At 68.0% G+C, this 24,981-nt stretch carries 25 protein-coding genes, 1 pseudogene and 1 riboswitch; of the genes and pseudogenes, 15 read left to right on the forward strand and 11 right to left on the reverse strand.

Annotated elements, in window-relative coordinates; all coding sequences use genetic code 11:
• Positions 1-115 precede the first annotated feature (115 nt).
• The 3 genes from dnaB (at position 116) to ACIP8W_RS29335 (ending at position 4,156) form a co-directional block, all read left to right on the forward strand.
• Positions 116-1,594, forward strand: a complete 1,479-nt coding sequence (dnaB, locus tag ACIP8W_RS29325) for a replicative DNA helicase (RefSeq protein ID WP_401954989.1) — start codon at positions 116-118, stop codon at positions 1,592-1,594.
• A gap of 571 nt (positions 1,595-2,165) precedes the next feature.
• Entirely contained in the window at positions 2,166-2,645 is a 480-nt protein-coding gene (locus ACIP8W_RS29330) for a cupin domain-containing protein (protein WP_402205376.1), read from the forward strand.
• A gap of 131 nt (positions 2,646-2,776) precedes the next feature.
• A complete protein-coding gene (locus ACIP8W_RS29335; protein ID WP_402205377.1) occupies positions 2,777-4,156 on the forward strand; it encodes a serine hydrolase domain-containing protein in 1,380 nt (459 codons plus the stop codon).
• A 218-nt stretch (positions 4,157-4,374) separates the two neighbouring features.
• On the opposite strand, the gene ACIP8W_RS29340 is transcribed toward ACIP8W_RS29335, so the two are convergent.
• The 3 genes from ACIP8W_RS29340 to ACIP8W_RS29350 all read right to left on the reverse strand — a co-directional run bounded on the left by ACIP8W_RS29340 (position 4,375) and on the right by ACIP8W_RS29350 (position 6,633).
• Complete coding sequence (locus tag ACIP8W_RS29340) at positions 4,375-5,049, reverse strand: restriction endonuclease (RefSeq protein WP_401958740.1); 675 nt, start codon at positions 5,047-5,049, stop codon at positions 4,375-4,377.
• 207 nt (positions 5,050-5,256) lie between these two features.
• Positions 5,257-5,709 (reverse strand): GNAT family N-acetyltransferase, encoded by a 453-nt coding sequence (locus tag ACIP8W_RS29345; protein ID WP_401958738.1) that lies wholly within the window; start codon positions 5,707-5,709, stop codon positions 5,257-5,259.
• Positions 5,710-5,754: 45 nt separating this feature from the next.
• Positions 5,755-6,633 (reverse strand): GNAT family N-acetyltransferase, encoded by an 879-nt coding sequence (locus ACIP8W_RS29350; protein ID WP_401958736.1) that lies wholly within the window; start codon positions 6,631-6,633, stop codon positions 5,755-5,757.
• A gap of 455 nt (positions 6,634-7,088) precedes the next feature.
• Here ACIP8W_RS29350 and ACIP8W_RS29355 point away from each other — a divergent pair, with 455 nt between their 5' ends.
• Both ACIP8W_RS29355 and ACIP8W_RS29360 read left to right on the forward strand, forming a co-directional pair.
• Positions 7,089-7,730 (forward strand): HAD family hydrolase, encoded by a 642-nt coding sequence (locus tag ACIP8W_RS29355; protein ID WP_402150249.1) that lies wholly within the window; start codon positions 7,089-7,091, stop codon positions 7,728-7,730.
• A gap of 870 nt (positions 7,731-8,600) precedes the next feature.
• Positions 8,601-9,911, forward strand: a complete 1,311-nt coding sequence (locus ACIP8W_RS29360) for a globin domain-containing protein (RefSeq protein WP_402150251.1) — start codon at positions 8,601-8,603, stop codon at positions 9,909-9,911.
• Between the two features lie 22 nt (positions 9,912-9,933).
• Here ACIP8W_RS29360 and ACIP8W_RS29365 read toward each other — a convergent pair whose 3' ends face one another.
• The 4 genes from ACIP8W_RS29365 to ACIP8W_RS29380 all read right to left on the reverse strand — a co-directional run bounded on the left by ACIP8W_RS29365 (position 9,934) and on the right by ACIP8W_RS29380 (position 13,132).
• Positions 9,934-10,413, reverse strand: a complete 480-nt coding sequence (locus ACIP8W_RS29365) for an NUDIX domain-containing protein (protein WP_401958730.1) — start codon at positions 10,411-10,413, stop codon at positions 9,934-9,936.
• A gap of 52 nt (positions 10,414-10,465) precedes the next feature.
• Positions 10,466-11,359 (reverse strand): LysR family transcriptional regulator, encoded by an 894-nt coding sequence (locus tag ACIP8W_RS29370; protein ID WP_401958728.1) that lies wholly within the window; start codon positions 11,357-11,359, stop codon positions 10,466-10,468.
• 269 nt (positions 11,360-11,628) lie between these two features.
• Positions 11,629-12,759 (reverse strand): cystathionine gamma-lyase, encoded by a 1,131-nt coding sequence (locus tag ACIP8W_RS29375; RefSeq protein ID WP_401958726.1) that lies wholly within the window; start codon positions 12,757-12,759, stop codon positions 11,629-11,631.
• A complete protein-coding gene (locus tag ACIP8W_RS29380) occupies positions 12,752-13,132 on the reverse strand; it encodes a phage holin family protein (protein WP_401958723.1) in 381 nt (126 codons plus the stop codon). Before ACIP8W_RS29380 ends, ACIP8W_RS29375 begins: the two co-directional genes overlap by 8 nt.
• Before the next feature lie 14 nt (positions 13,133-13,146).
• On the opposite strand from ACIP8W_RS29380, the gene ACIP8W_RS29385 reads away from it, so the two are divergent.
• The 4 genes from ACIP8W_RS29385 (at position 13,147) to ACIP8W_RS29400 (ending at position 15,516) form a co-directional block, all read left to right on the forward strand.
• On the forward strand, positions 13,147-13,464 hold the full coding sequence (locus ACIP8W_RS29385) for a cupin domain-containing protein (RefSeq protein WP_401958720.1): 318 nt from the start codon (positions 13,147-13,149) through the stop codon (positions 13,462-13,464).
• A 229-nt stretch (positions 13,465-13,693) separates the two neighbouring features.
• Positions 13,694-13,915 (forward strand): DUF5326 family protein, encoded by a 222-nt coding sequence (locus ACIP8W_RS29390; RefSeq protein WP_401958718.1) that lies wholly within the window; start codon positions 13,694-13,696, stop codon positions 13,913-13,915.
• 293 nt (positions 13,916-14,208) lie between these two features.
• The gene (locus ACIP8W_RS29395) at positions 14,209-14,979 is read left to right on the forward strand and encodes an IclR family transcriptional regulator (protein ID WP_402150254.1); all 771 of its coding nucleotides are present in this window, start codon (positions 14,209-14,211) and stop codon (positions 14,977-14,979) included.
• Between the two features lie 102 nt (positions 14,980-15,081).
• Positions 15,082-15,516 (forward strand): SsgA family sporulation/cell division regulator, encoded by a 435-nt coding sequence (locus ACIP8W_RS29400; RefSeq protein WP_401958712.1) that lies wholly within the window; start codon positions 15,082-15,084, stop codon positions 15,514-15,516.
• Between the two features lie 85 nt (positions 15,517-15,601).
• On the opposite strand, the gene ACIP8W_RS29405 is transcribed toward ACIP8W_RS29400, so the two are convergent.
• Positions 15,602-17,002: a YibE/F family protein gene (locus ACIP8W_RS29405; RefSeq protein ID WP_401958710.1), complete on the reverse strand. Its 1,401-nt coding sequence runs from the start codon at positions 17,000-17,002 to the stop codon at positions 15,602-15,604.
• A gap of 70 nt (positions 17,003-17,072) precedes the next feature.
• A riboswitch (TPP riboswitch) is annotated at positions 17,073-17,217 on the forward strand.
• On the opposite strand from ACIP8W_RS29405, the gene thiC reads away from it, so the two are divergent.
• On the forward strand, positions 17,210-19,033 hold the full coding sequence (thiC, locus tag ACIP8W_RS29410; protein ID WP_402205382.1) for a phosphomethylpyrimidine synthase ThiC: 1,824 nt from the start codon (positions 17,210-17,212) through the stop codon (positions 19,031-19,033). (Overlaps the previous riboswitch by 8 nt.)
• Positions 19,034-19,122: 89 nt before the next feature.
• Here thiC and ACIP8W_RS29415 read toward each other — a convergent pair whose 3' ends face one another.
• Together ACIP8W_RS29415 and ACIP8W_RS29420 are read right to left on the reverse strand one after the other, a co-directional pair.
• A complete protein-coding gene (locus ACIP8W_RS29415; RefSeq protein ID WP_401958704.1) occupies positions 19,123-19,590 on the reverse strand; it encodes an NUDIX hydrolase in 468 nt (155 codons plus the stop codon).
• Positions 19,577-20,338 carry a DUF5919 domain-containing protein gene (locus ACIP8W_RS29420; RefSeq protein WP_402205384.1) on the reverse strand — a complete coding sequence of 254 codons (762 nt, stop codon included), beginning with the start codon at positions 20,336-20,338 and terminating at the stop codon, positions 19,577-19,579. The genes ACIP8W_RS29415 and ACIP8W_RS29420 overlap by 14 nt, the downstream gene beginning before the upstream one ends.
• Before the next feature lie 174 nt (positions 20,339-20,512).
• Here ACIP8W_RS29420 and ACIP8W_RS29425 point away from each other — a divergent pair, with 174 nt between their 5' ends.
• The 4 genes from ACIP8W_RS29425 to ACIP8W_RS29440 all read left to right on the forward strand — a co-directional run bounded on the left by ACIP8W_RS29425 (position 20,513) and on the right by ACIP8W_RS29440 (position 23,348).
• A complete protein-coding gene (locus ACIP8W_RS29425; RefSeq protein ID WP_402205386.1) occupies positions 20,513-20,995 on the forward strand; it encodes an ATP-binding protein in 483 nt (160 codons plus the stop codon).
• A gap of 182 nt (positions 20,996-21,177) precedes the next feature.
• Positions 21,178-21,348, forward strand: coding sequence for a hypothetical protein (locus tag ACIP8W_RS29430; RefSeq protein WP_401958888.1), 171 nt, complete (start codon positions 21,178-21,180; stop codon positions 21,346-21,348).
• A 72-nt stretch (positions 21,349-21,420) separates the two neighbouring features.
• Positions 21,421-22,614: a JmjC domain-containing protein gene (locus ACIP8W_RS29435; protein ID WP_401958886.1), complete on the forward strand. Its 1,194-nt coding sequence runs from the start codon at positions 21,421-21,423 to the stop codon at positions 22,612-22,614.
• On the forward strand, positions 22,548-23,348 hold the full coding sequence (locus tag ACIP8W_RS29440) for an aldo/keto reductase (protein WP_401958884.1): 801 nt from the start codon (positions 22,548-22,550) through the stop codon (positions 23,346-23,348). The genes ACIP8W_RS29435 and ACIP8W_RS29440 overlap by 67 nt, the downstream gene beginning before the upstream one ends.
• On the opposite strand, the gene ACIP8W_RS29445 is transcribed toward ACIP8W_RS29440, so the two are convergent.
• Complete coding sequence (locus tag ACIP8W_RS29445; protein WP_401958883.1) at positions 23,336-24,163, reverse strand: hypothetical protein; 828 nt, start codon at positions 24,161-24,163, stop codon at positions 23,336-23,338. The genes ACIP8W_RS29440 and ACIP8W_RS29445 overlap by 13 nt on opposite strands.
• A 517-nt stretch (positions 24,164-24,680) precedes the next feature.
• Between ACIP8W_RS29445 and ACIP8W_RS29450 the strand changes: the two are divergent.
• Positions 24,681-24,981 (forward strand): annotated as a pseudogene (locus tag ACIP8W_RS29450) (hypothetical protein); the annotation flags it as partial.

Consider the following 24,981-nt stretch of genomic DNA (forward strand, 5'->3'; position numbering starts at 1 on the left):
CGTGGACCGGCGTCCGACGCGCCGGAACCGGAGTCAGGCCTCTCGTTTTGTCAGTGTCGTGCCGTAGAAAGATAGGCACGGCGAGGTCCGTTGAGCGGACGTGAGGAGGTGGCCGGTGAGCATTCCCGAGCCATTGGACGACCCCTGGACCGATGCCGGTCCCAGTGACCGTCTGCCTGTCTCCCGGCAGCGCCGTGGGGAGGGCCGGGGCCGGGGGGACCAGCAGGAGCGCGGCGACGACAGCGGCTCCTGGGGCGGCGGCTCCCAGGGCTTCGAGCGGGTTCCCCCGCAGGACCTCGACGCCGAGCAGTCGGTTCTCGGCGGCATGCTGCTGTCGAAGGACGCGATCGCCGACGTCGTGGAGATCATCAAGGGCCACGACTTCTACCGACCCGCACACGAGACCGTCTTCCAGGCCATCCTCGACCTCTACGCCAAGGGGGAGCCGGCCGACCCGATCACGGTGGCCGCCGAGCTGACCAAGCGCGGCGAGATCACCAGGGTCGGCGGACCCTCGTACCTGCACACGCTCGTCCAGTCGGTGCCCACCGCGGCCAACGCGTCGTACTACGCCGAGATCGTCCATGAGCGGGCGGTGCTGCGGAGGCTCGTCGAGGCCGGTACCAAGATCACGCAGATGGGATACGCGGCCGACGGGGATGTCGACGAGATCGTCAACTCGGCGCAGGCCGAGATCTACGCGGTCACCGAGCAGCGGACCAGCGAGGACTATCTGCCGCTCGGCGACATCATGGAGGGGGCGCTCGACGAGATCGAGGCGATCGGCTCGCGCAACGGGGAGATGACCGGCGTACCGACCGGCTTCACCGACTTCGATGCCCTGACGAACGGCTTGCACCCCGGTCAGATGATCGTCATCGCTGCCCGTCCCGCCATGGGAAAGTCCACGCTCGCGCTGGACTTCGCCCGTGCCGCGTCGATCAAGAACAATCTGCCCAGCGTGATCTTCTCCCTCGAAATGGGGCGCAACGAGATCGCGATGCGTCTCCTCTCGGCCGAGGCACGCGTCGCGCTGCACCACATGCGCTCCGGCACGATGACGGACGAGGACTGGACCCGGCTCGCCCGTCGTATGCCCGATGTGTCACAGGCGCCGCTCTACATCGACGACTCGCCGAACCTCTCGATGATGGAGATCCGGGCGAAGTGCCGTCGTCTGAAACAGCGCAACGACATCAAGCTGGTGGTCATCGACTACTTGCAGCTGATGCAGTCCGGCGGTGCGAAACGCGCCGAGAACCGCCAGCAGGAGGTCTCGGACATGTCGCGAAACCTCAAACTGCTCGCCAAGGAGCTGGAACTGCCGGTCATCGCACTGTCACAGCTGAACCGTGGCCCCGAACAGCGCACCGACAAGAAGCCGATGGTCTCCGACCTGCGAGAGTCGGGCTCCATCGAGCAGGACGCCGACATGGTGATCCTGCTGCACCGCGAGGACGCGTACGAAAAGGAGTCTCCCCGTGCGGGCGAGGCCGACCTCATCGTGGCCAAGCACCGTAACGGACCCACCGCGACGATCACGGTGGCGTTCCAGGGCCACTACTCGCGCTTCGTGGACATGGCGCAGACCTGAGCCGTGGAGTTGTGGGGTCTCAGATGCCGTGTCCTTTCTCATCCGGGATGTCCACCGCGTGTCCAATAGGACACGAAGGTGAGAATCATGCCTCTTGATCGAGTGATTCCCCTCTTCGTCTGCAGGACTGTCCCTGGTCGTCTTCTGTGTGCGTGACGAGGGCAGGACCCCAGCGTTTGGCGGTCGGCGGGGGTGCTTCGGAAGGCATGGGGTCGGTCCGATGGGTACAGCGGTGGCCACGCCGGTACGGCTGAGTGTTCGGCGTGGTGACGAGGCCGTGGTGGAGAACCTGGAGTGGCAGTCGGTGCCGCTCGGGGGTTCTGCGGTGGCGGACGTTTCGCTGGTACAAGGGGCAGCAGCACTCCTCGGGTACGTAATGGTCGGCGACCCGTGCGGGACCATGTGATCTACGAGTCCCGGCTGGAGCTGGGCTGGCTGTTGTTCGCCGACTTCGCCCCGGAGGTGCGGCACATTGTCGCCCAGCCGTTCCTGCTCAAGACCGACATCGATGGCAAGGTCCGCAAACACATCCCGGACTATCTTCTGCTGACCGATGCCAGGTCCACTGGTCATGGACGTCAAGCCTCGCCACCGGTTGAAGAAGCCGGAGGTGGTCTTCACGTTCTCCTGGACACGAGAGGCGGTCACCTCGCGGGGTTGGAGGTACGAGGTGTGGAGCGAGCCGGCCCCAGCCGTGCTGGAGAACATCAGGTTCCTTGCCGACTACTGCCGCGTTTGGCTGTTCGATCCGGACCCGGTCGGCGTAGGGCCCGGAGGAATCCAGGCCTACAAGTTCGTCCTCCCGGCCGGAAGCGACGCCGCCGAACCCGATCTGCGCACCCACGAGGGCTACGACTGGGTCTATGCCCTCAACGGAACGCTCCGCCTCGTACTCGGGGAGCACGACCTCATCCTCAAGCCCGGGGAGGCCGCGGAGTTCGACACGCGCCCCCCGCACTGGTTCGGGGCCACCGGTGCTGGTCCCGTCGAGTACTTGAGTCTCATGGGGAAGCAAGGCGAGCGCGCGCATGTCCGCGCAGCGCCGGGATGATGGCGCTGAACGAACGGTGACCGTCTCGGCCGGTCCGCGTTCACGGGTTTGGCCGGCTCGCTCACCGCGTCGGCGCAGCGGGTGTCCGGGGCGAGGGTGACAGCGGGCGGTGCCACCGGTAGATGTGGTTCATGACTTCTTTGGAAGAGCTGCTGCCCGGTACGCAACGGGCTTTGTCGCGTCGTGTCGCTCTCGCGCAGGCAGAGGGGCGTGCGCCCTCGCTGGTTGCGGCGGTGGCGCGGGAGGGGCGGATGGTGTGGACGGGCTCGCGGAGTTGTGGGGACGGGCATGTCCCGGATACGGATACGCAGTACCGTATTGGGTCGATCACCAAGACCTTTACGGCCGTTCTGGTGCTTCGGCTGCGTGATGAGGGGTTGTTCGCTCTCGATGACCCGCTGGAGAAGCATCTTCCGGGGACCGGAGTGGGTGGGGTGACTGTCGCTCAGCTTCTCAACCACAGCGCGGGGCTGGCGGCGGAGTCCCCGGCCCCGTGGTGGGAGCGGACTCCGGGGGCAGTCCGTCCCGGGCTCGCGGACGTTCTCGGGGAGGGGCCCGTACTGCATCCGGCGGGCAGACGGCATCACTACTCCAACCCCGGTTACACGCTGCTCGGTTCGCTTGTCGAGGCGGTGCGTGGGGTTTCCTGGGAGGAGGCGTTGCGGCGTGAGGTTCTTGAGCCGCTGTCCATGACGCGTACGAGTGCCCGGCCGGTCGCTCCGTACGCGGAGGGCTGGGCCGTGCATCCGTGGGCCGATGTGATGATGCCCGAGCCGATGGAGGATCTGGGGCTGATGGCCCCGGCAGGTCAGCTTTGGTCGACCGCTGCGGATCTTTGCCGGTTCGCCGTTTTTCTCGCCGAGGGGGACGAGCGGGTTCTGAGCGCGGCGTCCGTGGAGGAGCTGCGGACGCCCGCGGTGGCGCCCGAGCCGGGGCAGGGGGACGCCGGGTATGGCCTCGGGGTGCAGCTGGCTCGTCAGAAGGGCCGGGATCTGGCCGGGCACACGGGTTCGCTGCCTGGATTCGTCGCGTGTCTGTGGATGAGTGTGGAGGACGATGTGGCGGCCGTTGTGCTGGCCAACGCCACTTCCTTTCCGGGGATCGGGGCGGTTGCCGCGGATCTCGTCGCTATCGTGGCCGAGGCCGAGCCGCGGATTCCCGAGTCATGGCGGCCGTTGCCCGAGGTCGACCGGACGCTGCTGGCCCTTACTGGACCGTGGTACTGGGGTACGCAGGCTGTGGCGGTGAAGCTGACGGCGGAGCGGGGCCTGGAGCTGCATCCGTTGCGGGGTGGTGGGCGCGGTTCGCGTTTCGTCGTACGGGCGGATGGTGAGTGGACGGGGCTCGACGGCTATTACGCGGGAGAGGTTCTGCGGGTGGTCCGCCGACCGGATGGTTCGGTGAGCCATCTCGACCTCGGGTCGTTTGTCTTCACCCGTGAGCCGTACGGGCCGGTCGATGCGATTCCCGGTGGTGTGGACAAGGAGGGCTGGCGTGGCCTCGGGGAGTAGGCGCCGGTGATGTTTCACGTGAAACCGGGCCTGCCGGTCGTTTCACGGTAGCGCGGGGCACGAGTCCCGCGCTGTACGCACGCGCACGCATCACGGCTGTGGGCCCGTCTGCCCGTCTCTCCTCGCGTATCAGTGCTGAAGCCTCACGTATCAGTGCTGAAGCGCGTGGAGCTTCGCTCCGTTGTTCCATGCTTCCAGCAGGCCACGGTGGACCGCTGTCATCTCGTGCCGCGCGGCCAGCAGCAGGGCGTCACGGGTGAAGGGCATGTCGCGACGAGCAGTGCGATATCGGCTTTGTAGTCGAGCTTGGCCATGCCGATGAACTGCTGTACGTCGCCGCTGGTGATGGTCGCCGCAGGGGTACGCGCCTTGCACTGCACGATGACGCGTCGCCCGTCGGGCGTGCAGGCCACGATGTCGGCTCCGGTATCGCCGTGGCCGCCGGTGACCATGACGGGGTCGCAGCCGTCGCGTCGGCACAGCCATGCGATGTGCTGTTCGAACTGACGCGGGTCCATCGCGTCGAGTGCGCCCATCGACCCTGCTGCCTCGCGCTCGCGGAGGACGCGCTTCAGCCGGGTCGCTTCGGCGTCGAGCATCCCGATCCGGGCGCGTTGTTCGCTGTCGTTCTGGATGGCGATGTTGAGAACCGGGACGACGGCCCGGCCGATCGTGGTGCGGACCATGTCCTCGGTGATCCGTACGGTGTAGGTGCCGTCGTGGGTGGCCATGTGCTGGTCGACGGCTTCGGTGATCCGTGCGTCAACCCAGTCCGCGAGCCTGTGGATCAAGTTGTCCACAGGATCGGAGCGCTGCTCGGGCTGGTGCTTCTCTTCCACGTCGAGCAGGTGGATACGTGCCTGACGTGCGACGATGCTGTCCCGGAGGAGCATCGGGGTATTCAGGACGGCGCGTCGGGAGAAGACAGCCAGGGAGCGGCTGTGGGACTTAATTCCACTGAGTTGCTTGAAGCAACTCAGTTGGTCGCCGCTCAGAATGCGGTATCCGTTGGATTCGAGTTCCTCCCGGGTGACGGGACCCAGACATATGCCCTGCCCCCTTGCTGGAGGCGACGAGTGACTTTGGCAAGGGATGCGGTTTCAGATACTCAGCTTGAATCCGATATGGGAGGGAGCGAAGCCCAGCCGTTCGTAGAAACGGTGGGCATCGGTGCGGTCGGCGTCGGAGGTCAGCTGGACGAGTCGGCAGCCCTGGCGGCGGGATTCGTCGATGGCCCACTGGATGAAGCGGGTGCCGAGTCCACTGCCGCGTTCATCGGCGTGGACGCGTACGGCTTCGATGATCGAGCGGGTGGAACCGCGGCGGGAGAGGCCGGGGACGATCGTGAGCTGGAGTGTGCCGATCACTCGGCCGTCGCGTACGGCGACCATGAGGTGCTGGTTCGGATCGCGGGCCAGGCGTTCGTAGGCCGTGGTGTACGGGGTGAGGTCGTCGGGGGATTCGCGCTGTGCGCCGAGCGGGTCGTCCGCGAGCATCGTCACGATGGCGGGGATGTCGTGGGGTGCGGCGGGTCGTATCTCCGGGTCGCTCATGATCGGCAGGGTACGCCGGGGCTGGGGCCGGAGACGGTGGGCCAGTCAGCTCGTCGCCAGGTTCAGCGGTGCGAATCGGCGGGTCCAGTCGCCCGGAGGGGCGGGGATCCTGTGGGTCATCACGGTGGTCCGGGCGATCGGCTCCAGGCCATGCTCCTTGCCCCAGGTCAGCAGTTCCCGGTGGCGAGTGTCGATGTTTGTGCGTACAGGGTGGCCCGGTTGTGTGGCCAGTGAGGAGAGCAGCGCTTTCGCTGTCGGTGTGTCGTGGGCGATCAGGGGGCCGATGACATCGGCTGTGGGGCTGGGTGAGGCGGCCGCGTATCCGGTGAGGGCGGATCCTTCTTCCGTGACGTGGAGCCGGTCGGCGTAAGCGGGAAGCCGCATGAGGGTGGGGGTGCGGTCGACTCCGAAGGCCTCGGTGTCGAGTCGGATGATGGCCGGCAGGTCTGCGGCGGTGGCGGCGCGGGTGGTGATCGCGCGGGTGGTGTTCTCGGGGGTATCCCGTGGGGGGTGGAAGTGCCCTTGTACGGTCTCGGCCTCGCCGGTGTCGGTGAAGCCGAGCTGTTGGTAGAGGGGGCGGCCGTGCGGTGTGGCGTAGAGGGTGAGGGGGGTGGTGCCCGCCTCGTTCAGTACGTGGGTCATCAGGTGTCGGCCGAGGCCCTGTCCGGCGTGGCGTTCGGCGACGAGCATCATGCCGACGGCGGCGAGTCGGGGGCCGTAGGAGGTCAGTACGCAGGCGGCTGCCAGGCGTTTGCCCCGGGGGTCTTCCGGGTCGTTGATGCCGTATCCGGTGCTTGCGGTCAGCAGGAAGTTCCACCGGTGTTCGTCGCGTGCCCAGCCTCGGTCTTCGGAGAGGTCCGCGCAGTGTGCGAGGTCGTCGGTGGTCAGGGGGCGGATCGGTAGGGCGATGAGCGGTGTCGGCATGGGGTCAGGCTGTCGGAGCCGGTGATTGTGCGTCCACCGTTTTACGGGAAGTGGCGAGTAGTCGAAAGGGTCGACTGCGGTGGGTGGGGTTCCAGGGGTACGTGGTCCAGATTCAGTGGCGTAGGGCGAGGCCCCCGGGGGTGCCGAAATGGGAACAACGCTTCGGTGAGGAGGGCGAGCGGAGGGATGGGGATGGTCGGCCGGTTGGTGAGGGATCTTCACTGCCCGGTAGGTGGACTGTGGGGTGGTGGGGCGTCGGTGGTGGAGGCGGTGGCGCTGTGTGTCGGCAGACCGAGGGTGATTCCCGGCCAGCTTGCGGAGGCGGCGGGATGGGCGATGAGGAGTACCCCGGTGGGTGGGGCGCTTGAGATGTTTCACGTGAAACACGGTGCCCGGCGTCTCTGTGGGCGGGCATCTGCTGACGGAAGCAGCTGTACGTACTAATCTCGGCGTACATGGCGAGTGTGCGCAGACTTCATCTCTTTGACCTCGATGGAACGCTCATCCGTGGTTCGGCCGCTGCGGTGGAGATCTCCCGGCAGTTGGGGCTGGATGCCGAAATCGCGGAGCTGGAGAGTGAGTTCCTGTCCTTGGGGTTGGCTACGGATGAGTTCGCGGTTCGGGCCAGGGAGTTGTGGGCCGGGCTGACGGTGGCGCAGGTGTCGGCGGCGTTCGAGGGAGCGCCTTGGCTGGCCGGTATCCGTGAGGTGTGGGCGGACATCCGGGAGCGGGGCGATTATTGTGCCGTTGTCTCCCTCTCACCCGACTTTTTTGTCTCTCGGCTGTTGGGCTGGGGTGTACACGCGGCGCATGGTTCACGCTGGCCGGTTCTGCCGTTCACCGAGCCGGTCGACCGGGCGGGCATTCTTACGCCGGCGTCCAAGGTGGAGATCGCGGGCCGACTGTGTGCGGAGTTCGGGGTGAGGATGGACGACTGTGTTGCCTATGGTGATTCGATGTCGGACGCGGAGATCTTCGCGGCGGTTCCCAGGGCGGTGGCGGTGAACGCGGACCACCATCTGGTGGGGCTTGCCACCCATACGTATGTGGGGGGCGATCCGCGGGAGGCCTATGAACTGGTGTGCTCGCAGCAGTAATACTCTGACCCGGAGGTGCTGCGCACAACGTGGTGGGGATCCGGCGGATGGGCGCGAGGGTGATGGCAGCCTAACGGCAGATCCGGTGCTGATGACCGGACTTCGAGGTCTTTGTCCCCTGTGGTGGTACGGCCTGTCATGCTGCGGCGAGAGGAACTGCGGGCGGCGTTGCCGGTAGTTCTGGTCAGAGCGGGGATTATGTGCGTATTCCGGGCCAGCGGAAGTGCGCAGACCGACTGAAAGATGTTCGAGGCGAGGCACACCATGGACGCTCCGACCGCTACGTCGGCCGACAACGGCACTTCCGGGGACGGTGGCACCTCCGGGAGCGCCGGTGGGAGCGGCTGGTTCGCTCCCCGCAGGGCTCCGGGCGGCGGTGGCGGCCGGCCGGATTCCGGTGCGGGCGGTGAGGGGGATGTGGAGGGTCGGGACCGAATACCGGTTCCGAGCCGTTCTCTCGCCTCGATACGCCCGGTGGGTTCCGGTGGGACTCGTCCCGCGCCGCCCCGGCGTGAGGGCGGTGACGGGCAGGATGTCCGCGCGGATACCGTTCCCCGGCAGGCGGCTCCGGCGGATTACGTTCCCGATGCCTTCCGGCCACGCGACAAGGGGCCGCGTGGTGAAGAGGGGCCTGCCGCTCATCCTCAGGTCCCCGAAGGCCCCGTAACACAGGTCGGTGATGGTGTGCCGTCCTCCGCCGCGGCGGAGGAGGCTGTACGGTCCGCCGCGGCGCGGCCGGAGCTGTGGCCCGATTCCGTACGGTCTCATCCTGTCCAGGTGGATTCCCCGGGGCCCGAGGCTGCGCGGCCCGAGTTTTCACGGCCGGAGTCCGCGTTTTCGGTGCCCGACGGGCTGCCCGAGGGGGGGCCCGTGGCTGCCGGGTCGGGTGTCGCCGAGTCCTTGCCGTTGGAGGCGCCTGTGCCGACGGAGCTGCCTCCGGAGGCCGGGGCCGGTGCGAGGGCCGAGGTACGGGACGCCATCGAGGCCGGTGCGAGGGCCGAGGTCGGGGCGGCCGGGGTTCCGCGTATCGAGGTGGCTCCTGTCGATCCTCATGCCTCGCCCGACGCGGTTCTCGTGCGCCGGACCATGGCCGAGATCGCGCCGGTCGCCGATCAGGTGACGTCGTACTTCTACTCGTTGCTCTTCGTCCGTCATCCGGATCTGCGCGGTCTGTTCCCCGTGGCGATGGACGCTCAGCGAGACCGGTTGCTCAAGGCGCTGCTGACGGCCGCCGAGCATATGGATTCTCCGGCCGTGCTGACCGGTTATCTGCGTCAGCTGGGTCGCGGGCACCGTAAGTACGGTACGCAGGCCGCGCATTACCCGGCTGTGGGCGAGGCGTTGATGGGGGCGTTGTCCCGTTACGCCGTCACCAGTTGGGACGACGAGACCGAGGACGCGTGGGTCAGGACGTACACGACCATCTCGCAGATCATGATCGACGCGGCGGCGGAGAACGAGCGGCATGCTCCTGCCTGGTGGCAGGCGGAGGTGGTCTCGCACGAGTTGCGTACCTCCGAGATCGCGGTGATCACGATCCGTCCGGATCAGCCGTATCCGTTCCGTGCGGGGCAGTACACGAGTCTGGAGACGCCCTGGTGGCCGAGGGTGTGGCGGCACTATTCCTTCGCGTCGGCGCCCCGGCCGGACGGTCTGCTGTCGTTCCATGTGAAGGCGGTGCCGGCGGGGTGGGTCTCCAACGCCCTGGTGCATCACGCGGTCCCCGGTGATGTGCTGCGCCTCGGTCCGCCGGCTGGTTCGATGACGGTCGATCACAGTACGGACAACGGTCTGCTCTGTCTGGGCGGCGGCACCGGCATCGCGCCGATCAAGGCGCTCATCGAGGATGTGGCCGAGCACGGGCACCGGCGCCGGGTCGAGGTGTTCTACGGCGCGCGCAGTGATCAGGATCTGTACGACATCGAGACGATGCTGCGGCTGGAGAGCGAGCATCCCTGGCTCGCGGTGCGTCCGGTGGTCGCGGAGGGGCCCACACAGGGGCTTACGGGTCAGCTTCCCGAGGCGGTGCGCGACTACGGTCCCTGGCATGAGTACGACGCGTATCTGTCCGGTCCGCCCGGGATGATCCGCAGTGGTCTCGACGCGTTGAAGGGGGCCGGGATCCCGTCGGAGCGGATCCGGCACGACTCCTTGGAGGAGCTGGTGGCGGCCGCCGACTAGGCGCGGCCGGGGGCGGGAGCGGTCAGCTCAGGTCGGGGGCGTGCATCGCGCGTACGCCTTCGATGTTGCCGTCCAGGTAGTGCCGCAGGGACAGCGGGACGAGGTGGACGGCGGCGATTCCGACGCGGCTGAACGGCACCCGGACGATCTCGTACTCCCCGGTCGGTTCCTCGATCTCCGGGCCGTGACGCAGGGAGGTGTCCATGGACGCGAGGTGGCAGACGAAGAAGTGCTGCACTTTCACGCCGGTGACACCGCCGTCGGCGATGTGTTCCACGGTGTCGACGAAGCAGGGCACCACGTCGGTGATCTTGGCGCCGAGCTCTTCGTCGACTTCGCGGTGGAGCGCGTCGACGACGGTGGCGTCGTCCGGCTCGACCCCGCCGCCGGGGGTGAGCCAGTAGGGGTCGACGCCGGGTTTGGTGCGTTTGATCAGGATCAGATCGTCGCCGTCCAGCAGGATGGCGCGTGCGGTGCGCTTGACCACGGGCCGTTCGGTCATGGGAAGAGGTTGGCCCGTGGGGGCCCGTCTGAAACGCCCGCGGGGGGTGCTGTCACCAGTCCACCGCCGCGCGCAGCAGCCATTCGTGCGCCCGAGCGATCGGCGGAAGGGCGAGGGTGCCGGTGCGTACGACGAGGAAGTAGGTGCGCAGCGGGGGGACGGGCGGGTCGAGGAGGGCGATGACTTCTCCGCGTTCGAGTGCTCTGGCGCAGAGGTAGCGGGGCAGGACGGCCAGTCCGGCGCCGGCCGCGGTGCATTCCAGGACGGCGCGCAGGTCGGGGGCGATGACGGTGGCCGCGGCGGCGGGGCGGGATTCGAAGACGGTGGCCCAGTAGCGGGAGACGAGGGGGAGGGATTCGTGTACTTCGACGACCGGGAGCTGTTCCAGTACGACATGGCCCTCGCGCAGTACGTCGTGGCCGAGGCGGGCGGCCCAGCGGGGGGCCGCGACCAGGACGTGTTCCTCGTCGCAGAGGGGGGTCGCGGTGAGCAGTCCGCCGCGGGGGCGGGCTGTGGTGATGGCGAGGTCGTGGTGTCCGGCGGCGAGGCCTTCGAGGGTTTCCACGGGGCCGCTGAAGAACGAGGTGCGCAGGGCGAGGCCCTGGGTGGTGAGGGGGGTGAGCGCGGGGAGCGCGCGCAGGGAGGTGAATTCGGGTGGTCCGGCGAGGTGGAGGGTGCGTACGCCGGAGTCCTCGTCGAGTCCGGTCTCGGCGATCTCGACGAGTGCGTCGAGGTGGGGTGCGGCGCGGTGGGCGAGTTCGTCGCCGATGGTGGTGGGGGTGACGCCGCGGGCTTGGCGGAGGAAGAGCGGGCGGCCGAGCTGTCTTTCGAGGGTGCGGATCTGGCCGGTGACCGCTGGCTGGGAGAGGCCGAGGAGTGCGGCGGCCCGGGTGAAGGAGCCGGCGCGGTGCACGGTGACGAAGGTGCGCAGCAGGGCCAGGTCCATGTGCTGTCTCTCCTGTTCCGTGCCTCGCCCCCGTGGCCGCTTCGGACCGTTAACTATAAATAAGTCGATAGGTCGCTGTCGCTACTGTGATTGGACACTGACGCAGAGTCAACTAGCCTTGGGAAAATGGTTCTCCGCGCGTGAAGCGTGCGGCGCGTGGAACCTGGGACGGTCCGAGCCATGAGGGGGGAGGCTCGGACCGTCTGTCATGGCTGCTGTCCGGATCCCGGTTTCCCGGTTCCGTATGTTGCTATCTCCGGTGTGCGGCGTCAGCGCGCGGTCTCGTCCAGGGCGCGCAGTACGTCGGCGGTCAGGTCCTCGGGGTCCTCGGCCCCGGCGGAGAAGCGGATGAAGCCTTCCGGTACGGCGTCGCCGCCCCACCGTCCGCGCCGCTCGGCGGTGGACCGTACGCCGCCGAAGCTGGTGGCGTCGTCCACGAGCCGGAGGCTGCCGAGGAAACGTTCGGCCCGGTCCCGGTCAGGCAGGACGAAGGAGACCACGGAGCCGAAGCGGCGCATCTGCTGTGAGGCGACGGGGTACGAGGGGTCGCCGGGCAGTCCGGGATAGCGCAGCCCGCTGATCTCGGGGCGCTGTTCCAGGGCGCGGGCGAGCAGCAGGGCGTTGGCGCACTGCCGGTCGACGCGCAGCTGGAGGGTGGCCAGGGAGCGGTGGGCGAGCCAGGCCTCCATCGGCCCGGGGATCGCTCCGACGACCTTGCGCCAGCGCCGTACGTCCGCTGCCAGTCGTGGATCGCGGCTGGTCACATGGCCGAGGAGGATATCGCCGTGGCCTGTCATGCCCTTGGTGTCGCTGGCCACCGAGAAGTCCGCGCCGAGTTCGAGCGGGCGTTGGCCGAGCGGGGTGGCGAGGGTGTTGTCGACGGCGACGAGGACTCCGGCGGCGTGTGCCTCGCCGACCAGCCGGCGTATGTCGCAGACATCGAGGCCGGGGTTGGACGGGCTCTCGATCCAGAGCAGCCGCGCGCCGTCGAGGACCCGCAGCTGGGCGTCGCCCGCGGTGGGCGCGGTGCGTACCTCCACCCCGTACGCCTCCAGGCGCTCGCGGAGCAGGGGCAGGGCCTGGTAGCCGTCGTCCGGCAGGACGACGGCGTCGCCGGCGCGCAGCTGGGAGAAGAGGACAGCGGAGATCGCGGCCATTCCGGAGGCGAAGGCGACCGTTTCGACGGTCTCCCCGGGCGCTTCCAGTTCGCCGATGGCGCGTTCGAGATGCGTCCAGGTCGGGTTCTCGTCCCGGCCGTAGGTGTACGGTCCGGTCGGCTCGCCCGGCAGGTGGAAGTGGGCGGCGAAGACGGGGCCCGGCAGGGTCGGTTCGTATTTGACGGGGTCGGGGAGTCCGGCTCGGACGGCTCGGGTGCCGTCGCCGAGGGGGCGGTCAGTCATTGTCGTCGGGGAGCACGATGTTGAGCGCCCAGGACACGATCGAGATGATCAGAGCGCCGAGTACGGCTGTCCAGAAGCCGTCGACATGGAAGCTCAGGTCGAGCTTGTCCGCGAGCCAGGAGGTCAGCAGCAGCATCAGGGCGTTGATCACCAGGGTGATCAGCCCGAGGGTGAGGATGAACAGGGGCAGGGTGAGGAGCTTCACCACGGGCTTGACGATGAAGTTGACCACGCCGAAGAGCAGCGCGACGAGGATGAGCGTCAGGGCCTTCTTGCCGGTGCTCTCGCCGGTCAGGGTGATGTCCTGGATCAGCCAGATCGCCACTGCCAGGGCTGCCGCGTTGGCGATCGTCTTGACTACGAAATTCTTCATGGTCTGATCGTGGCATGAAGGCATTCCGACTTGATGAGCTGGAGGCGGAGCGTGCCGCCAACGACGGCGCGTATCTGCAGTTCGTGCGTGAGCGCAACATGTCCGTGGGGCTGTACGCGCTGGACGCGGGTACGACCGACCCGCAGCAGCCGCACCGGCAGGACGAGGTGTATTTCGTGGTCAGCGGGCGGGCGTCGATCACGGTCGGGATGGAGACGACGCAGGTCGGCCGGGGCAGTGTCGTCTATGTGCCGGCGGGTACCGCGCACAAGTTCCACCACATCACGGAGGATCTCCGGGTGATGGTGGTGTTCTCGCCACCCGAGGGCTGACCGCCCCGGCGCCCGTCTGCCCCGGCGCCTGCGCCTGTCCGTCCCCGTTCCCGGCCGCCCCTGTTCTCGCTCCGGCCCCGCCCCGGCCCTTACTCCGACCCTCAGGCGCGCCTCAGGGGCGGATCAGGGGAGAGCGGGGGGTACGGGCCCCCCGCGGGCGCCGTCCCGGCTCTAGCATCGAGGGTGTACGGCGGATTCTTGAGTCACTCGGTGAAGCGAGGTAAGGGCGATGGCGGTGCGGGAGATACTCACGGGAATGCCGTGGTGGGTGAAGTGGATCGCGGTGCCGGCGATCGTCATCGTGGTGTTCGGCGGGCTGATCATGAGTGTGTTGGCGTTCGTGATCGGGGTGCTCTTCAAGGTGCTGATCTTCGTGGCGCTGGTCGGCGGTCTGATCTATGTCGTACGCAAGTTCATGTCGTCCTCGTCGTCCTCCCGGGGCGACTGGTAGGGCTGTCGGCCCGTATGACGGTTAGCCCGCGAGAGGGAAAGGTGAAGGGGAAACCATCCCTGACCCTGACCTGCCCCTAGAGTGGCAAATCTCTGCCGCACCCTGGGAAAACATCATTGACGATCGCCCTGACCATGGGTTTGTGCGATCTTTCCGGGTGGGGCCTCAGGGTTTCTCGGGTCCGCGTCAGGTTCCTTCGGTCCCCGGATTCCCGGTCCCCAGGGGTGCGGCGGGCGCGCGGGGGCGGCCCCCGCGGGCGGGCCCCCGCCCGTCACCACGCCTGGGGGTGACCTTTGGCCACAGCTACGACTACCGCGGCCCCTACCCTGATCGGTTCGGTGCAGCGAGCGCTGCGACTGCTGGAATCGGCGGGTTCCCATCCGGACGGAGCCCCGGCCAAACAGCTGGCGCGCGAGACCGGACTGCCACTCGCCACCGCCTACCACCTGCTGCGCACGCTGACCCATGAGGGCTATCTCCGCCGCGAGCGAGGTGTCTTCGTGCTCGGCGGCGCCGTGCAGCGGCTGGCCCGGGGCGAGGCTCCGCAGGACTGGCGGGGCAGGATCGCCGATTCGCTCGGGCGCTGGCACGACACCCTCGGTGTCCCGGTGTACTTCGCGGTCTATCACGAGGGCGAGATCGAAGTCGTCGCCGTGGCGGACAGCCCCGAGGCGCCCGCGGTGGACGAGTGGGCGGACTTCCGCGAGACGGCGCACGCCCATGCGATCGGGCAGTGTCTGCTCGGACAGCTCGACGAGGCGTCGCTCCGGGACCATCTGGACCGCTATCCCGTCCGTCCGCTCACCCCGTACTCCGTGCCCGACCGCCCGGCGCTGATGGAGCGTCTCGCCGCTCGGGGGCGGGCGGATCCGGTGGTGGAGCGGCAGGGGTATGTGCTCGGCACCGTCTGTGCCGCCGTCCCGGTCACCGCTGGATCCGCGGTGGCCGCTTTGGCTATTTCTGTACCTCTTCAGCGCCAAGGGCGGCTGCTTCCGGCAATCGAACGGTTACGCAGAGAGAGTAGATCGTTGCTGAGTGCACTCGACTTCTCTATCAGTATCTGAAAAATTACTCCTTGTGATCTGCTAGCGCTTACAGGACGATTGCGTCAAGAGGGTCAACGGGGATCATTCCCAGCCACTGCTTCATCTACTCCGGAGTACACGATGCGCGAGTCGGTCCAGGCCGAGGTCCTGATGAGCTTCCTCGTCTCCGAGGAGCTCTCGTTCCGTATCCCGGTGGAACTCCACTACGAGATGAGGGATCCCTACGCGGTGCGGATGACTTTTCATCTGCCCGGAGACGCCCCTGTCACCTGGACTTTCGGCCGCGAGCTACTGCTCGACGGCATCAATACACCCAGTGGAGACGGTGATGTGCATATCTCCCCGACCACACCGGAGGATCTCTCCGATGTTCATATGAGGCTTCAAGTGGGCGAAGACCACGCGCTGTTCAGGGTCAGCGCCGCACCGCTGGTCGCCTTCCTCGACCGTACGGACCGACTGGTGCCGCTCGGTCAGGAGCGGACGCTCAGCGATTTCGAGGGCAATCTGGAGGATGCGCTCGGACGCATCCTTGCCGAGGAGAACGCAGGCTGAACGGGGCCGTCCGGGTGGTTTCGAGGCCGTACCGACAGCGGGTGGTACGGCCTCGGGCCTCCCGGCCCCCTCCGGGACCGTACGGCTACTTCTTGCGGCGGCGGCCCCGGCCGCCGAGCGTGCGTGCCGAGATGCTCGGCACCGGTGTGGAGAGGGTCTCCTCCCGCCCCGCGGGTGCCGGACCGTCTGTGTCCGGTCCGGAGCCCGTGGGGGTCGGCTGAGCCGTGTTCCCAGGGGTCTGCCGGTCGGCCGAGACCACCAGGGCCGCCAGCGCGGTGGTCACCGGGACCGACGCGACCAGACCGATCGAACCCACCAGGGTCCGTACGATCTCCTCCGCCACCAGCTCGCTGTTGGCGACCGAGCCCACGCTCGACTGCGCGATCGAGAAGAGCAGCAGCAGCGGCAGCGCCGCACCCGCGTAGGCGAGCACGAGCGTGTTGACGACCGAGGCGATGTGGTCCCGACCGATTCGGATGCCCGCCCGGTAGAGCGCGCGGGGCCCCATCGTCGGATCCGCCTGGCGCAGCTCCCAGACCGCCGAGGTCTGTGTGACCGTCACATCGTCGAGGACACCGAGCGATCCGATGATGACGCCCGCCAGCAGCAGACCGCTCATATCGATCTCGGGGTAGAGGCCGTGGATCAGCCCGGTGTTGTCGTCCGTGTTGCCCGTCAGGCTCGCCCAGCCGATGAAGAGCGATCCCAGCAGGCCGATCAGCAGCAGGGAGATCAGCGTGCCGAGGACCGCGACCGAGGTGCGGGCCGTCAGACCGTGGCAGGCGTAGAGGGCGATCAACATGATCGCGCTGGCCCCGACCACCGCCACGATCAGCGGGTTCGAGCCCTGAAGGATCGCGGGCAGGATGAACAGCGTCAGAATGGCGAACGAGACGACGAGCGCGACCAGCGCCATGACACCACGCATCCGTCCCACCGCGATCACCGCGAGCGCGAAGATGCCGGCCAGCAGCGCCATGGGGAACTTGCGGTCCACATCGGTCACCGAGTATTGGAGATCACGGGGCGCGTCGGGTGCGTATGCCACCACGACGCCCTGTTTCACGTGAAACTGCCGTGGTGCGTCCGGCTGGACGACCTCGACGAAGGTCCGGCCCTTCTCCTTGCCGGAAGTCACCTCGACCGTCGCCTTCTTGCACTCCCCGGTCTCCCCCCGCGCCGCCTCGCGTCCCTGGGGCGTCGAGGTGCCGGAGGACGGGATCTGCGAGGCGTTCACGTCCTTGCAGTCGACCCGCTCGATCTGCACCACCCGGCCCTGCTCGGTCTGCCGGTCGAAGCCGACCCCCGTGCGTTCGTGCGCCGGAGCGCCGCCCGGCCAGAGCACGGCGAGCCCGATGACCACCGCGGTCGCGAACGGGATCAGAACCGCCGCGATCACCTTGCGGAGGTGTCGGGAGACGGGTGCGGCGGGGCCGTGGCTGTGCGAGTGGCCGTGCGGTTCGTGAGTCTGCTGGGATGAGGTCACCGACCGATCATCGCAAGAAGGGTGGGGCCCTCTGTTCAGCACGCCGGAAATGACGCTAGCGTGGGGGCACCTTTGCACACGCGGGAGCTCGGAGCACCGGGCTGAGAGGGCGCTGAACGAGGGGTCCCGGGACTTTTCCCCGGACGCCTGAGCTGCGCCGACCGCTGAACCTGTTACCGGGTAATGCCGGCGTAGGGAGTAGGTCTCATGACCGTTCAGGACACACGCACGCCTGCCTCGGATTCGGGGAATCCGGACGGGACCGTAAGGTCCATCGGCTGGCACAAGGGATATGTCCGGGGTTCCCGTCCGGATCTCCAGGTGCCGGTCCGCAGGGTGCACCTCACCACGGGCGCGGATGTGACGCTGTACGACACGTCGGGGCCGTACACCGACCCCGCTGTCGACACCGAGGTACGCCGGGGCCTCGCGCCCCTGCGGGAGAGCTGGATCATCACGCGCGGCGACACCGAGGAGTACGAGGGCAGGCCCGTCCGCCCCGAGGACGACGGGCTCAAGCACACCTCGCCGCGCGGGGGGCTGCTCCGGAGCGGAGCGACTGATCTGCGGGGCCTCGACGCGGTGTTCCCCGGCCGTCCGCGCAGGCCGCGGCGGTCCAGGGGCGGGCAGCCGGTGACACAGCTCGCGTATGCCCGCCGAGGGGAGATCACCCCGGAGATGGAGTACGTCGCGATCCGCGAGAACGTGCCCCCGGAGGTCGTACGCGAGGAGATCGCGGCCGGGCGTGCCGTACTGCCGGCGAACGTCAATCACCCGGAGACCGAACCGATGATCATCGGGAAGCGGTTCCTGGTGAAGGTCAACGCCAACATCGGCAACTCCGCGGTCACCTCCTCCATCGAGGCGGAGGTGGAGAAGATGACCTGGGCGACCCGCTGGGGCGCGGACACGGTCATGGACCTCTCCACCGGCCGCAATATCCACACCACCCGGGAGTGGGTGCTGCGCAACTCCCCCGTGCCCATCGGTACTGTGCCGCTCTATCAGGCGCTCGAAAAGGTCGACGGCAAGGCCGAGGAGCTGACCTGGGAAATTTATCGGGACACGGTGATCGAACAGGCCGAGCAGGGCGTCGACTACATGACGGTGCACGCGGGCGTACTGCTGCGGTACGTGTCGCTGACGGCCCGTCGCAAGACGGGCATCGTCTCGCGCGGCGGATCGATCATGGCCGCCTGGTGTCTCGCGCACCACAAGGAGTCGTTCCTGTACGAGAACTTCGAGGAGCTGTGCGAGATCCTCGCGGCCTACGACGTGACGTACTCCCTGGGCGACGGTCTGCGGCCGGGTTCCATCGCGGACGCCAACGACGAGGCGCAGTTCGCGGAGTTGCGCACGCTGGGCGAGCTGAACTCGACGGCCAAGCGGCTGGGGGTGCAGACGATGATCGAGGGCCCTGGCCATGTCCCGATGCACAAGATCAAGGAGAACATCGACCTTCAGCAGGAGATCTGCGAGGAAGCCCCGTTCTACACGCTCGGCCCGCTGACGACCGATGTGGCTCCGGCGTACGACCACATCACCTCCGGTATCGGCGCGGCGATGATCGCGTGGTGGGGGACGGCGATGCTCTGTTACGTGACGCCGAAGGAGCACCTGGGGCTGCCGAACCGGGATGACGTGAAGACGGGGGTCATCACGTACAAGATCGCGGCTCATGCGGCGGATCTCGCCAAGGGACATCCGGGGGCGCAGGAGTGGGACGACGCGATGTCCGACGCCCGGTTCGAGTTCCGCTGGGAGGACCAGTTCAATCTGGCGCTCGACCCGGACACGGCCCGGGAGTTCCATGACGAGACGCTCCCGGCGGAGCCGGCCAAGACGGCGCACTTCTGCTCGATGTGCGGTCCGAAGTTCTGCTCGATGAAGATCAGTAAATCCATCAATGAGAAGTTCGGCGGCGGCGAGGCTTCGCCGGAGTACGACGAGGCCGCTGTGCAGGGCATGAAGGCGATGTCCGAGGAGTTCAAGGCCCAGGGCAACAAGGTCTACCTGCCGATGGCGGACTGACGCCTGCGCGTGGCTGAGCCCTTCCTCGGTCCTCGGGGGAGGGCTCAGCCACACACGGCTCACTGGGCTTGGCAGGGCCCGGCATCCGACTACCGGATGGCCGGGCCCCGTCCGGACCGCCAGTCGTCGATCCGCTTGCGGATGCTCGGGACCATGGCCAGGCCGTCCACGTCATCCGGCTTGAACCAGGCCACCTCGAACGACTCGTCGGACACTCGCAGTTCTCCGCTCGTCGGCCGAGCGAGCAGGCAGATGGAGAACTCCTGGCGCACTTCGCCGTCGTCGTAGGCGAAGACGTGGCCGGGGTTGGTGTAGGTCCCCACAATGCCCGTGATCTCCACGTGGATGCCGGTCTCTTCGAAGGTCTCCCGGATGCCGCACCCCGCGAGTGATTCGCCCAGCTCCATCTTTCCGCCGGGCAGCGCCCACATCCCGTTGTCCGTACGCCGCTGGAGCAGGATGTGGCCTGACTCGTCCACGACGACCACTGAGGCGGCTGGAACGAGGCTGTTGGGCTTCGGTGCGTTCGGGTCGTCCTCGTAGTCACGCCTGGCCATGTTGCGCTCCCTCCCAGATGTTGCGCCCGCGACTCCAGAGTTCTTCGACGTGATCGGCGAACTGATCGAACATGCCGTCGTCCTGCGCTCGCCTCAGGTGCATCATCGGCGAGTCATGGCCGACCCTGCGGGCGAGGATCGGCGTCACGATCATCTCGTCATCGAACCGGAAGACGGACAGGTTGACGTGCCCGGTCTCGAACCGCCCCTCGATGTCCCCGACGTCCCGCAGCCGTTGCAGCTCGCTCAGCGTTACGGCGATACGGGTGGACAGGGTGAGCGGGACGCCTTCCTCGGCCTCGCGAGCCCGGGTGACAGGACTGTCCGGATCGCCGATGAGGAACCGGATCCGGCAACCGGTCCGGGCCTTCCGGCGGAGCGCGCCGGCCAGGTTCGCCTGTTCCAACCACAGGAAGTAGTTGGTGTATCCGGCGAACGTCAGCTCACGCTGCGCCTTGGTGATGAGCGACCGCCAGAGCGCGGAGGGTGCGGCTGATCGATACGGGAACACCTGGATGACCTCGCGGTCTGGTCCCGTCTTGAGTGCCGAACGGACGGCGGTTGGCCACAAGGTGGCTTCCTCCTCTCCCAGCGCCTCGCAGGCCGCCCATCGATGTCGGGCGTGGGGGATACGGGTGGGGTTGGCGATCCATCGGCTGACGGTCTTGCCATCGACGTCGCATGCCTCTGCGAGCTGCGCTTCGGTCATCTTGGCATTCGCCATCGCACGGCGGAGAGCGTGATTCATAGTTCACCTCTTTGGCCCGTAGGGGACGGGACGAACCGTATCGATGAAGCGTCCCAAACGTCCCGCAAACGCGGTAGGAACGCCCTGGCATGCGGCGAGAGCATCAGATCGTGACAGGGCTTCAGCTCTTCGGGATCACCGATCATGCCAACGCGCTCGAAAGGGGGCTCTCCCATGCCTGACGCTGCGTCATTTCCGGTCCCGCAGGAGTGGGACGTTGAGCCGGACCCGTTGGCTGTTCCGTCGGCCCGTCGGCTGGTGGTCGAGATCGCGCGGTTCTGGCGCGTGCCGCTGTCGGACGACGCATTGCGCGATGTCGAGTTGTGCACGAGCGAGCTGTTGGCGAACGCCATGGAGCACACGAAGGCTCGCTGCAAGGTGACGCTGCGTTGGACAGGCATCCATTTGCGGGTGGAGGTCGTGGACACCAGCCTCCGGCTCCCGAATCCGGACTCGGCGCAGGACACCGTGACCGGCGGCCGGGGTCTGATCCTGGTCGCGGGGCTGTCGCACTCGTGGGGGTGGCATCCCGCAGGGGCCGGGAAGGTCGTCTGGTTCGAGATCGCGGCCGACCAATTGCTGACGGGAGACGCGCGACTCGCCGTGCTCGTCCATGCCGCACAGGCCCGGCCGGATCCCGTCGCGCAGATCGTCTGACCCCTCAAGCTCCGCCTGGCCAGGCTAGGGAATCGCGGCCGGGCGGATCGGCGGCGCCGACCGCTTCAACCCCCACGGTCGGCGCCGTCACAGCTCCACACCCAAGTGCCCGAAGCACAGGGCGATTCACCTCAGACCTTCCGCCCAGAGGTGGGCGGAAGCCATGAAGGAAGGAGCACCACGTGGAGAACACCACGAAGAAGCCGGCGCCGGAGACGAGCGGGCTGCTGGTCGCGGTCGAGGAGTTGACCGCCGTCCAGGACCGGTACGACAGCCTCCGCTCCGACAACGCCGGATCGTCCGGCGACTCGCCGTGGCCCGGCGGTGACGGCAACCTGACCGACGTCGCGTAGGACCCGGTCATCCCAGGGGCGGGGCTTCACAGCTCCCGCCCCGTTTCCCGCACGCTCCCATGGAGGTACGTAGTGGAACACCGTCTGGTCACCGCCATCGAGACAGCCCTGGGCTGGGACAGCTGCGAGCCGATCGGCAACAGCTTCGCCCTCGGCCGGATCGAGGACGACGCGCTGCTGTCGCGCATCCTCACTCCCAACAAGTTGCTCGACGTCGCGATGCGACGCAGCCTCAACCGGCCTCAGTTCCGGGCCTTCCAGAAGGGCGAGGAAGTCCACCCGGCCGTGTACTTCACCGACACCGTCAGCCCGCGCGGACAGTCCATCCCGATGGCCAACATGCACCGCCTCGGCGACCTGCTCCGGCAGGGCGCGACGCTGATCATGGACCAGGTCAACGTCTTCGACCCCACCATGGAGGTCACCTGCCGCGCCTTGCAGTGGTGGGCGCACGAGCGGGTGCAGGTGAACGCGTACCTCACCACCAACGACGCCGCCGGCTTCCCGCTGCACTGGGACGACCATGACGTGATCGTCGTCCAGCTCTCCGGGGAGAAGGACTGGGAGGTGCGAGGCACCTCGCGCACGGCGCCCATGTACCGGGATGCCGACCCCAACAACACCCCGAGCGACACCGTGATCTTCAACGGCACGCTCCAGGCCGGCGACGTCATGCACATCCCGCGCGGCCACTGGCACCAGGCCACCCGTACCGGGAGCGGGGCCGGTCACAGCCTCCACGTCACCTTCGGCATCACCAAGCGCACTGGTGCCTCCTGGGTGGCCTGGCTGGGCGACTGGTGCCGTGAACAGGAGGTCTTCCGCCTCGACCTCGACCGTTCCGGTTCCGGTAGTGGCGCGCTCGTGGAAGCCGCCACCCGCCTCGTCGGCCAGCGCGGACCGGCGGACTTCCTCGCCGCCCACAGTCAGCAGACCACTCCCGGGCGCCACGTGCCCTACCTCGGCATCTTCGGTCCGCTCCACGGCGCGGTGTGCACGGCCCACTTCCCGCCCCGGATCGCGGAGCACGGGGACATCGTGGACGTGTGGGCGGCCGGGAAGAAGCTGACCTTCGCCGCCAAGGCCCTGCCCGCCTTGCGGCTGCTGCTCAGCGGCCGCCCGGTCCAGCTCGACCAGGCCGCGGCCGTCGCCGGGACCGAGATCCACGAGGTTGCCGAGATCCTGATCAAGGAGGAGCTGTGCGCACCGCTGACCGACGAGTTGTCCTCGGGCTACACCGGTCTCGTCACCGACGCGACCTCCTGACCAGCGCCCTGGACCTCGGCGTCACCGCACTCGACACCGCCTCGAACTACCTCGGACACCGATCCCACAGCACCCTCGCGGCGGGCGCCGCCGACCTGCTCCCGAAGTTGTCGATCTCCACCAAGGTCGGGTACTTCGAGGACGGACACAGCCTTGACCCTGCTCGACTCCGGGGCGCTGCCGAGCAGGCTGTGGTGGACCTCGGCCGCGAGCCGGCCACGGTGCTCCTGCACAACCCCGAGCACTCCGCTCCGGATGCCGAGACGCTGTCGCAGGCGTGTGCGGTCCTGGTCGACGCGGCGGAGAGAGGACTGTGCGGTTCCTGGGGGATCTCCACCTGGGACCCGCGCTCGCTGGTCGGCATCGACCTGCCCCGGCCCGACACGCTGATGGTCCGCTCCGGCCTCCTGGTCAGCAGCAGCGTCCTCAACGCCGCTGAGGCCCTGGTGACCGCGTGGCGGCCGACCACGGTGTGGGGCATGAGCCCCTTCGGCGGCAGCACCACCGCCCCCGTGTGGGCGAAGGTGGACCCGAGGATGTTCCTGCGGTCTCCAGCTGCTGCCACACCGGTGCAGGCGGCTTTCCGGGTCGCCTTCGCGCTGCCCGCAGTGGACGCAGTGGCCGTCAGCACCGACAACGCCGAGCACCTGCGGGAACTGCTTGGCGGCCTGGGGCACGAGATCGATGCCGAGGTCGTCCAGGCCTACCGGCAGCTTCTGCGTCAGTCCAGCTGAAGCTCCTTCACCGCCTGCTCCGCCAGCGCGCGAGCACCATCGCGGCGCGGGTCCTCGGAATGCCCGTACGGCCCGAGGATCTTCGCCGCGACGAACAACGTCATCAGCTTGCCGTCCCGGCTCGCGAAGTCGGCGCTCCGCTCGACGCGGACCCGATCGGCCAGCGCCGGTACGGCAAGCGACGCCCCCCACAGCGTGGCCGCGTCCAGGCCGCGCGGGGCCATCCCCCAGTCCTCCCAGTCGAAGACGCAGAACTCCGGCGCTGTCACGTTCGCCCAGTTCAGATCCGCATGCGCCGGACACCACTCGCTCACCGTCGCATCGACAACTGGGAACACGTGATGGATCGTCCGGATCACCAGCTCCTGCGTGATGGTCTCCGTGTCGGGGGTGGCGATCCGGTTCGTCCGCTGCTGAGCGAGCGCGTCGAGAGACGCGTTCAGCTGTGCCCACCACCCGGGAGGTAGCTCGGGGTCGTCCGCCACGACTGCGGACCCCACGGGCTCGGCTGGTAGGAGCTTGGTTTCGTCGGCTCGCCACATCACCGGCTCGGCCTCATCCCGCCATGCGAGGCCGGCCAGCCACGCGGGTTTCGCGATGCCGTCCAGTGCCTCGGCCGTCGGCGTGCCGTCCCCGCCCTGCACGCCGATCCGGTCCAACCCGCGCCGCTCGATCCGCACCCACGTGCCGCGCCCGGTGCGAGCGCCTACGGATCGACGCTTGCGGACAACCGTCGCACGATCGAGCTGGGTCCCTAACGCGGTCTCGACCCGTTCCAGCACCTCGTCAACCGGCACCCGACGCAGATCTGTCATGGGTCAACGGTAGCGATTCCTGGCCAAGTTGGAGGCACTTCGCTTGGTAGCGCCGCATCCGATTCGCTCTCGTGGCACGGGCTTTCGGCAAGCGGTGACCACTCCGGCTGGGCGCCCCGATAGCTGCCGAGATTAGGGGCGGGCGGGTTCGGTCAAGGCCGTGCGTACGGGCCTGCACCTGGTGACGGTGGTGATCGGCGCGGGCTTGACGGGTTCTGTTCGCCCCGGATCATCGAGCAGCGGGGAGCCCGGACGAACGGCGATCAGCCATCGGCCGTGACCTGTACGGTCTACGCCTCGGTGTTCGTCTGGAGCCCTACCGGCTCGGTGTCGTCCTTCCGACTCGTTCTTGCGCCGCCAGAGGGGCCGCCATAGCGGGGCGAAGACAGGAGCGGCGGGCGGCAACGCGGCGGCGCGCCCCTTGATCCAGTAAATCCAGTAAGGAAACTCTGAACACGCCCCTGGCGTAGTCCCCGCCCCTTTGCCGGCCGTGTCCTGGGGCTGCACCCGGGTGTCGGTGGCCGTGGACAAGCCCGGCCGCCTGCTCCTCCGCGCCGTGCGCAACGAGCCGCTCGCCAAGAAGACCACCCTGGTACCCGACGGCTCGGTGCCGACCGACCTGACGGTGTGGAACCTCGGCCTGGACGAGTACGCGATGCCCGCCAAGCTGCACATGGCCGAAGTGCCCGGCATGGTCGTCGGCGGCCTGCCCGGCAAGGGCAAGAGCTTGTCGATCTCGGCGATCTTTTCGTTGAGGGCCATCACCTCCTTCGCGAGGGTGAGCACCATCTGCGCGATGGCCTTCTCGCCGGCGACGG

The organism is Streptomyces sp. NPDC088554 (genome assembly GCF_044752945.1).
Taxonomy (GTDB): domain Bacteria; phylum Actinomycetota; class Actinomycetes; order Streptomycetales; family Streptomycetaceae; genus Streptomyces.

Bases quoted from the DNA above. Each gene is read 5' to 3' on its own strand.
- ACIP8W_RS29330 (WP_402205376.1), top strand. From the start codon at position 2,166: ATGGACGTCAAGCCTCGCCACCGGTTGAAGAAGCCGGAGGTGGTCTTC.
- ACIP8W_RS29335 (WP_402205377.1), top strand. From the start codon at position 2,777: ATGACTTCTTTGGAAGAGCTGCTGCCCGGTACGCAACGGGCTTTGTCG.
- ACIP8W_RS29340 (WP_401958740.1), bottom strand. From the start codon at position 5,049: ATGCTCCTCCGGGACAGCATCGTCGCACGTCAGGCACGTATCCACCTG.
- ACIP8W_RS29345 (WP_401958738.1), bottom strand. From the start codon at position 5,709: ATGAGCGACCCGGAGATACGACCCGCCGCACCCCACGACATCCCCGCC.
- ACIP8W_RS29350 (WP_401958736.1), bottom strand. From the start codon at position 6,633: ATGCCGACACCGCTCATCGCCCTACCGATCCGCCCCCTGACCACCGAC.
- ACIP8W_RS29355 (WP_402150249.1), top strand. From the start codon at position 7,089: ATGGCGAGTGTGCGCAGACTTCATCTCTTTGACCTCGATGGAACGCTC.
- ACIP8W_RS29365 (WP_401958730.1), bottom strand. From the start codon at position 10,413: ATGACCGAACGGCCCGTGGTCAAGCGCACCGCACGCGCCATCCTGCTG.
- ACIP8W_RS29370 (WP_401958728.1), bottom strand. From the start codon at position 11,359: ATGGACCTGGCCCTGCTGCGCACCTTCGTCACCGTGCACCGCGCCGGC.
- ACIP8W_RS29375 (WP_401958726.1), bottom strand. From the start codon at position 12,759: ATGACTGACCGCCCCCTCGGCGACGGCACCCGAGCCGTCCGAGCCGGA.
- ACIP8W_RS29380 (WP_401958723.1), bottom strand. From the start codon at position 13,132: ATGAAGAATTTCGTAGTCAAGACGATCGCCAACGCGGCAGCCCTGGCA.
- ACIP8W_RS29385 (WP_401958720.1), top strand. From the start codon at position 13,147: ATGAAGGCATTCCGACTTGATGAGCTGGAGGCGGAGCGTGCCGCCAAC.
- ACIP8W_RS29390 (WP_401958718.1), top strand. From the start codon at position 13,694: ATGGCGGTGCGGGAGATACTCACGGGAATGCCGTGGTGGGTGAAGTGG.
- ACIP8W_RS29400 (WP_401958712.1), top strand. From the start codon at position 15,082: ATGCGCGAGTCGGTCCAGGCCGAGGTCCTGATGAGCTTCCTCGTCTCC.
- thiC (WP_402205382.1), top strand. From the start codon at position 17,210: ATGACCGTTCAGGACACACGCACGCCTGCCTCGGATTCGGGGAATCCG.
- ACIP8W_RS29415 (WP_401958704.1), bottom strand. From the start codon at position 19,590: ATGGCCAGGCGTGACTACGAGGACGACCCGAACGCACCGAAGCCCAAC.
- ACIP8W_RS29420 (WP_402205384.1), bottom strand. From the start codon at position 20,338: ATGAATCACGCTCTCCGCCGTGCGATGGCGAATGCCAAGATGACCGAA.
- ACIP8W_RS29425 (WP_402205386.1), top strand. From the start codon at position 20,513: ATGCCTGACGCTGCGTCATTTCCGGTCCCGCAGGAGTGGGACGTTGAG.
- ACIP8W_RS29445 (WP_401958883.1), bottom strand. From the start codon at position 24,163: ATGACAGATCTGCGTCGGGTGCCGGTTGACGAGGTGCTGGAACGGGTC.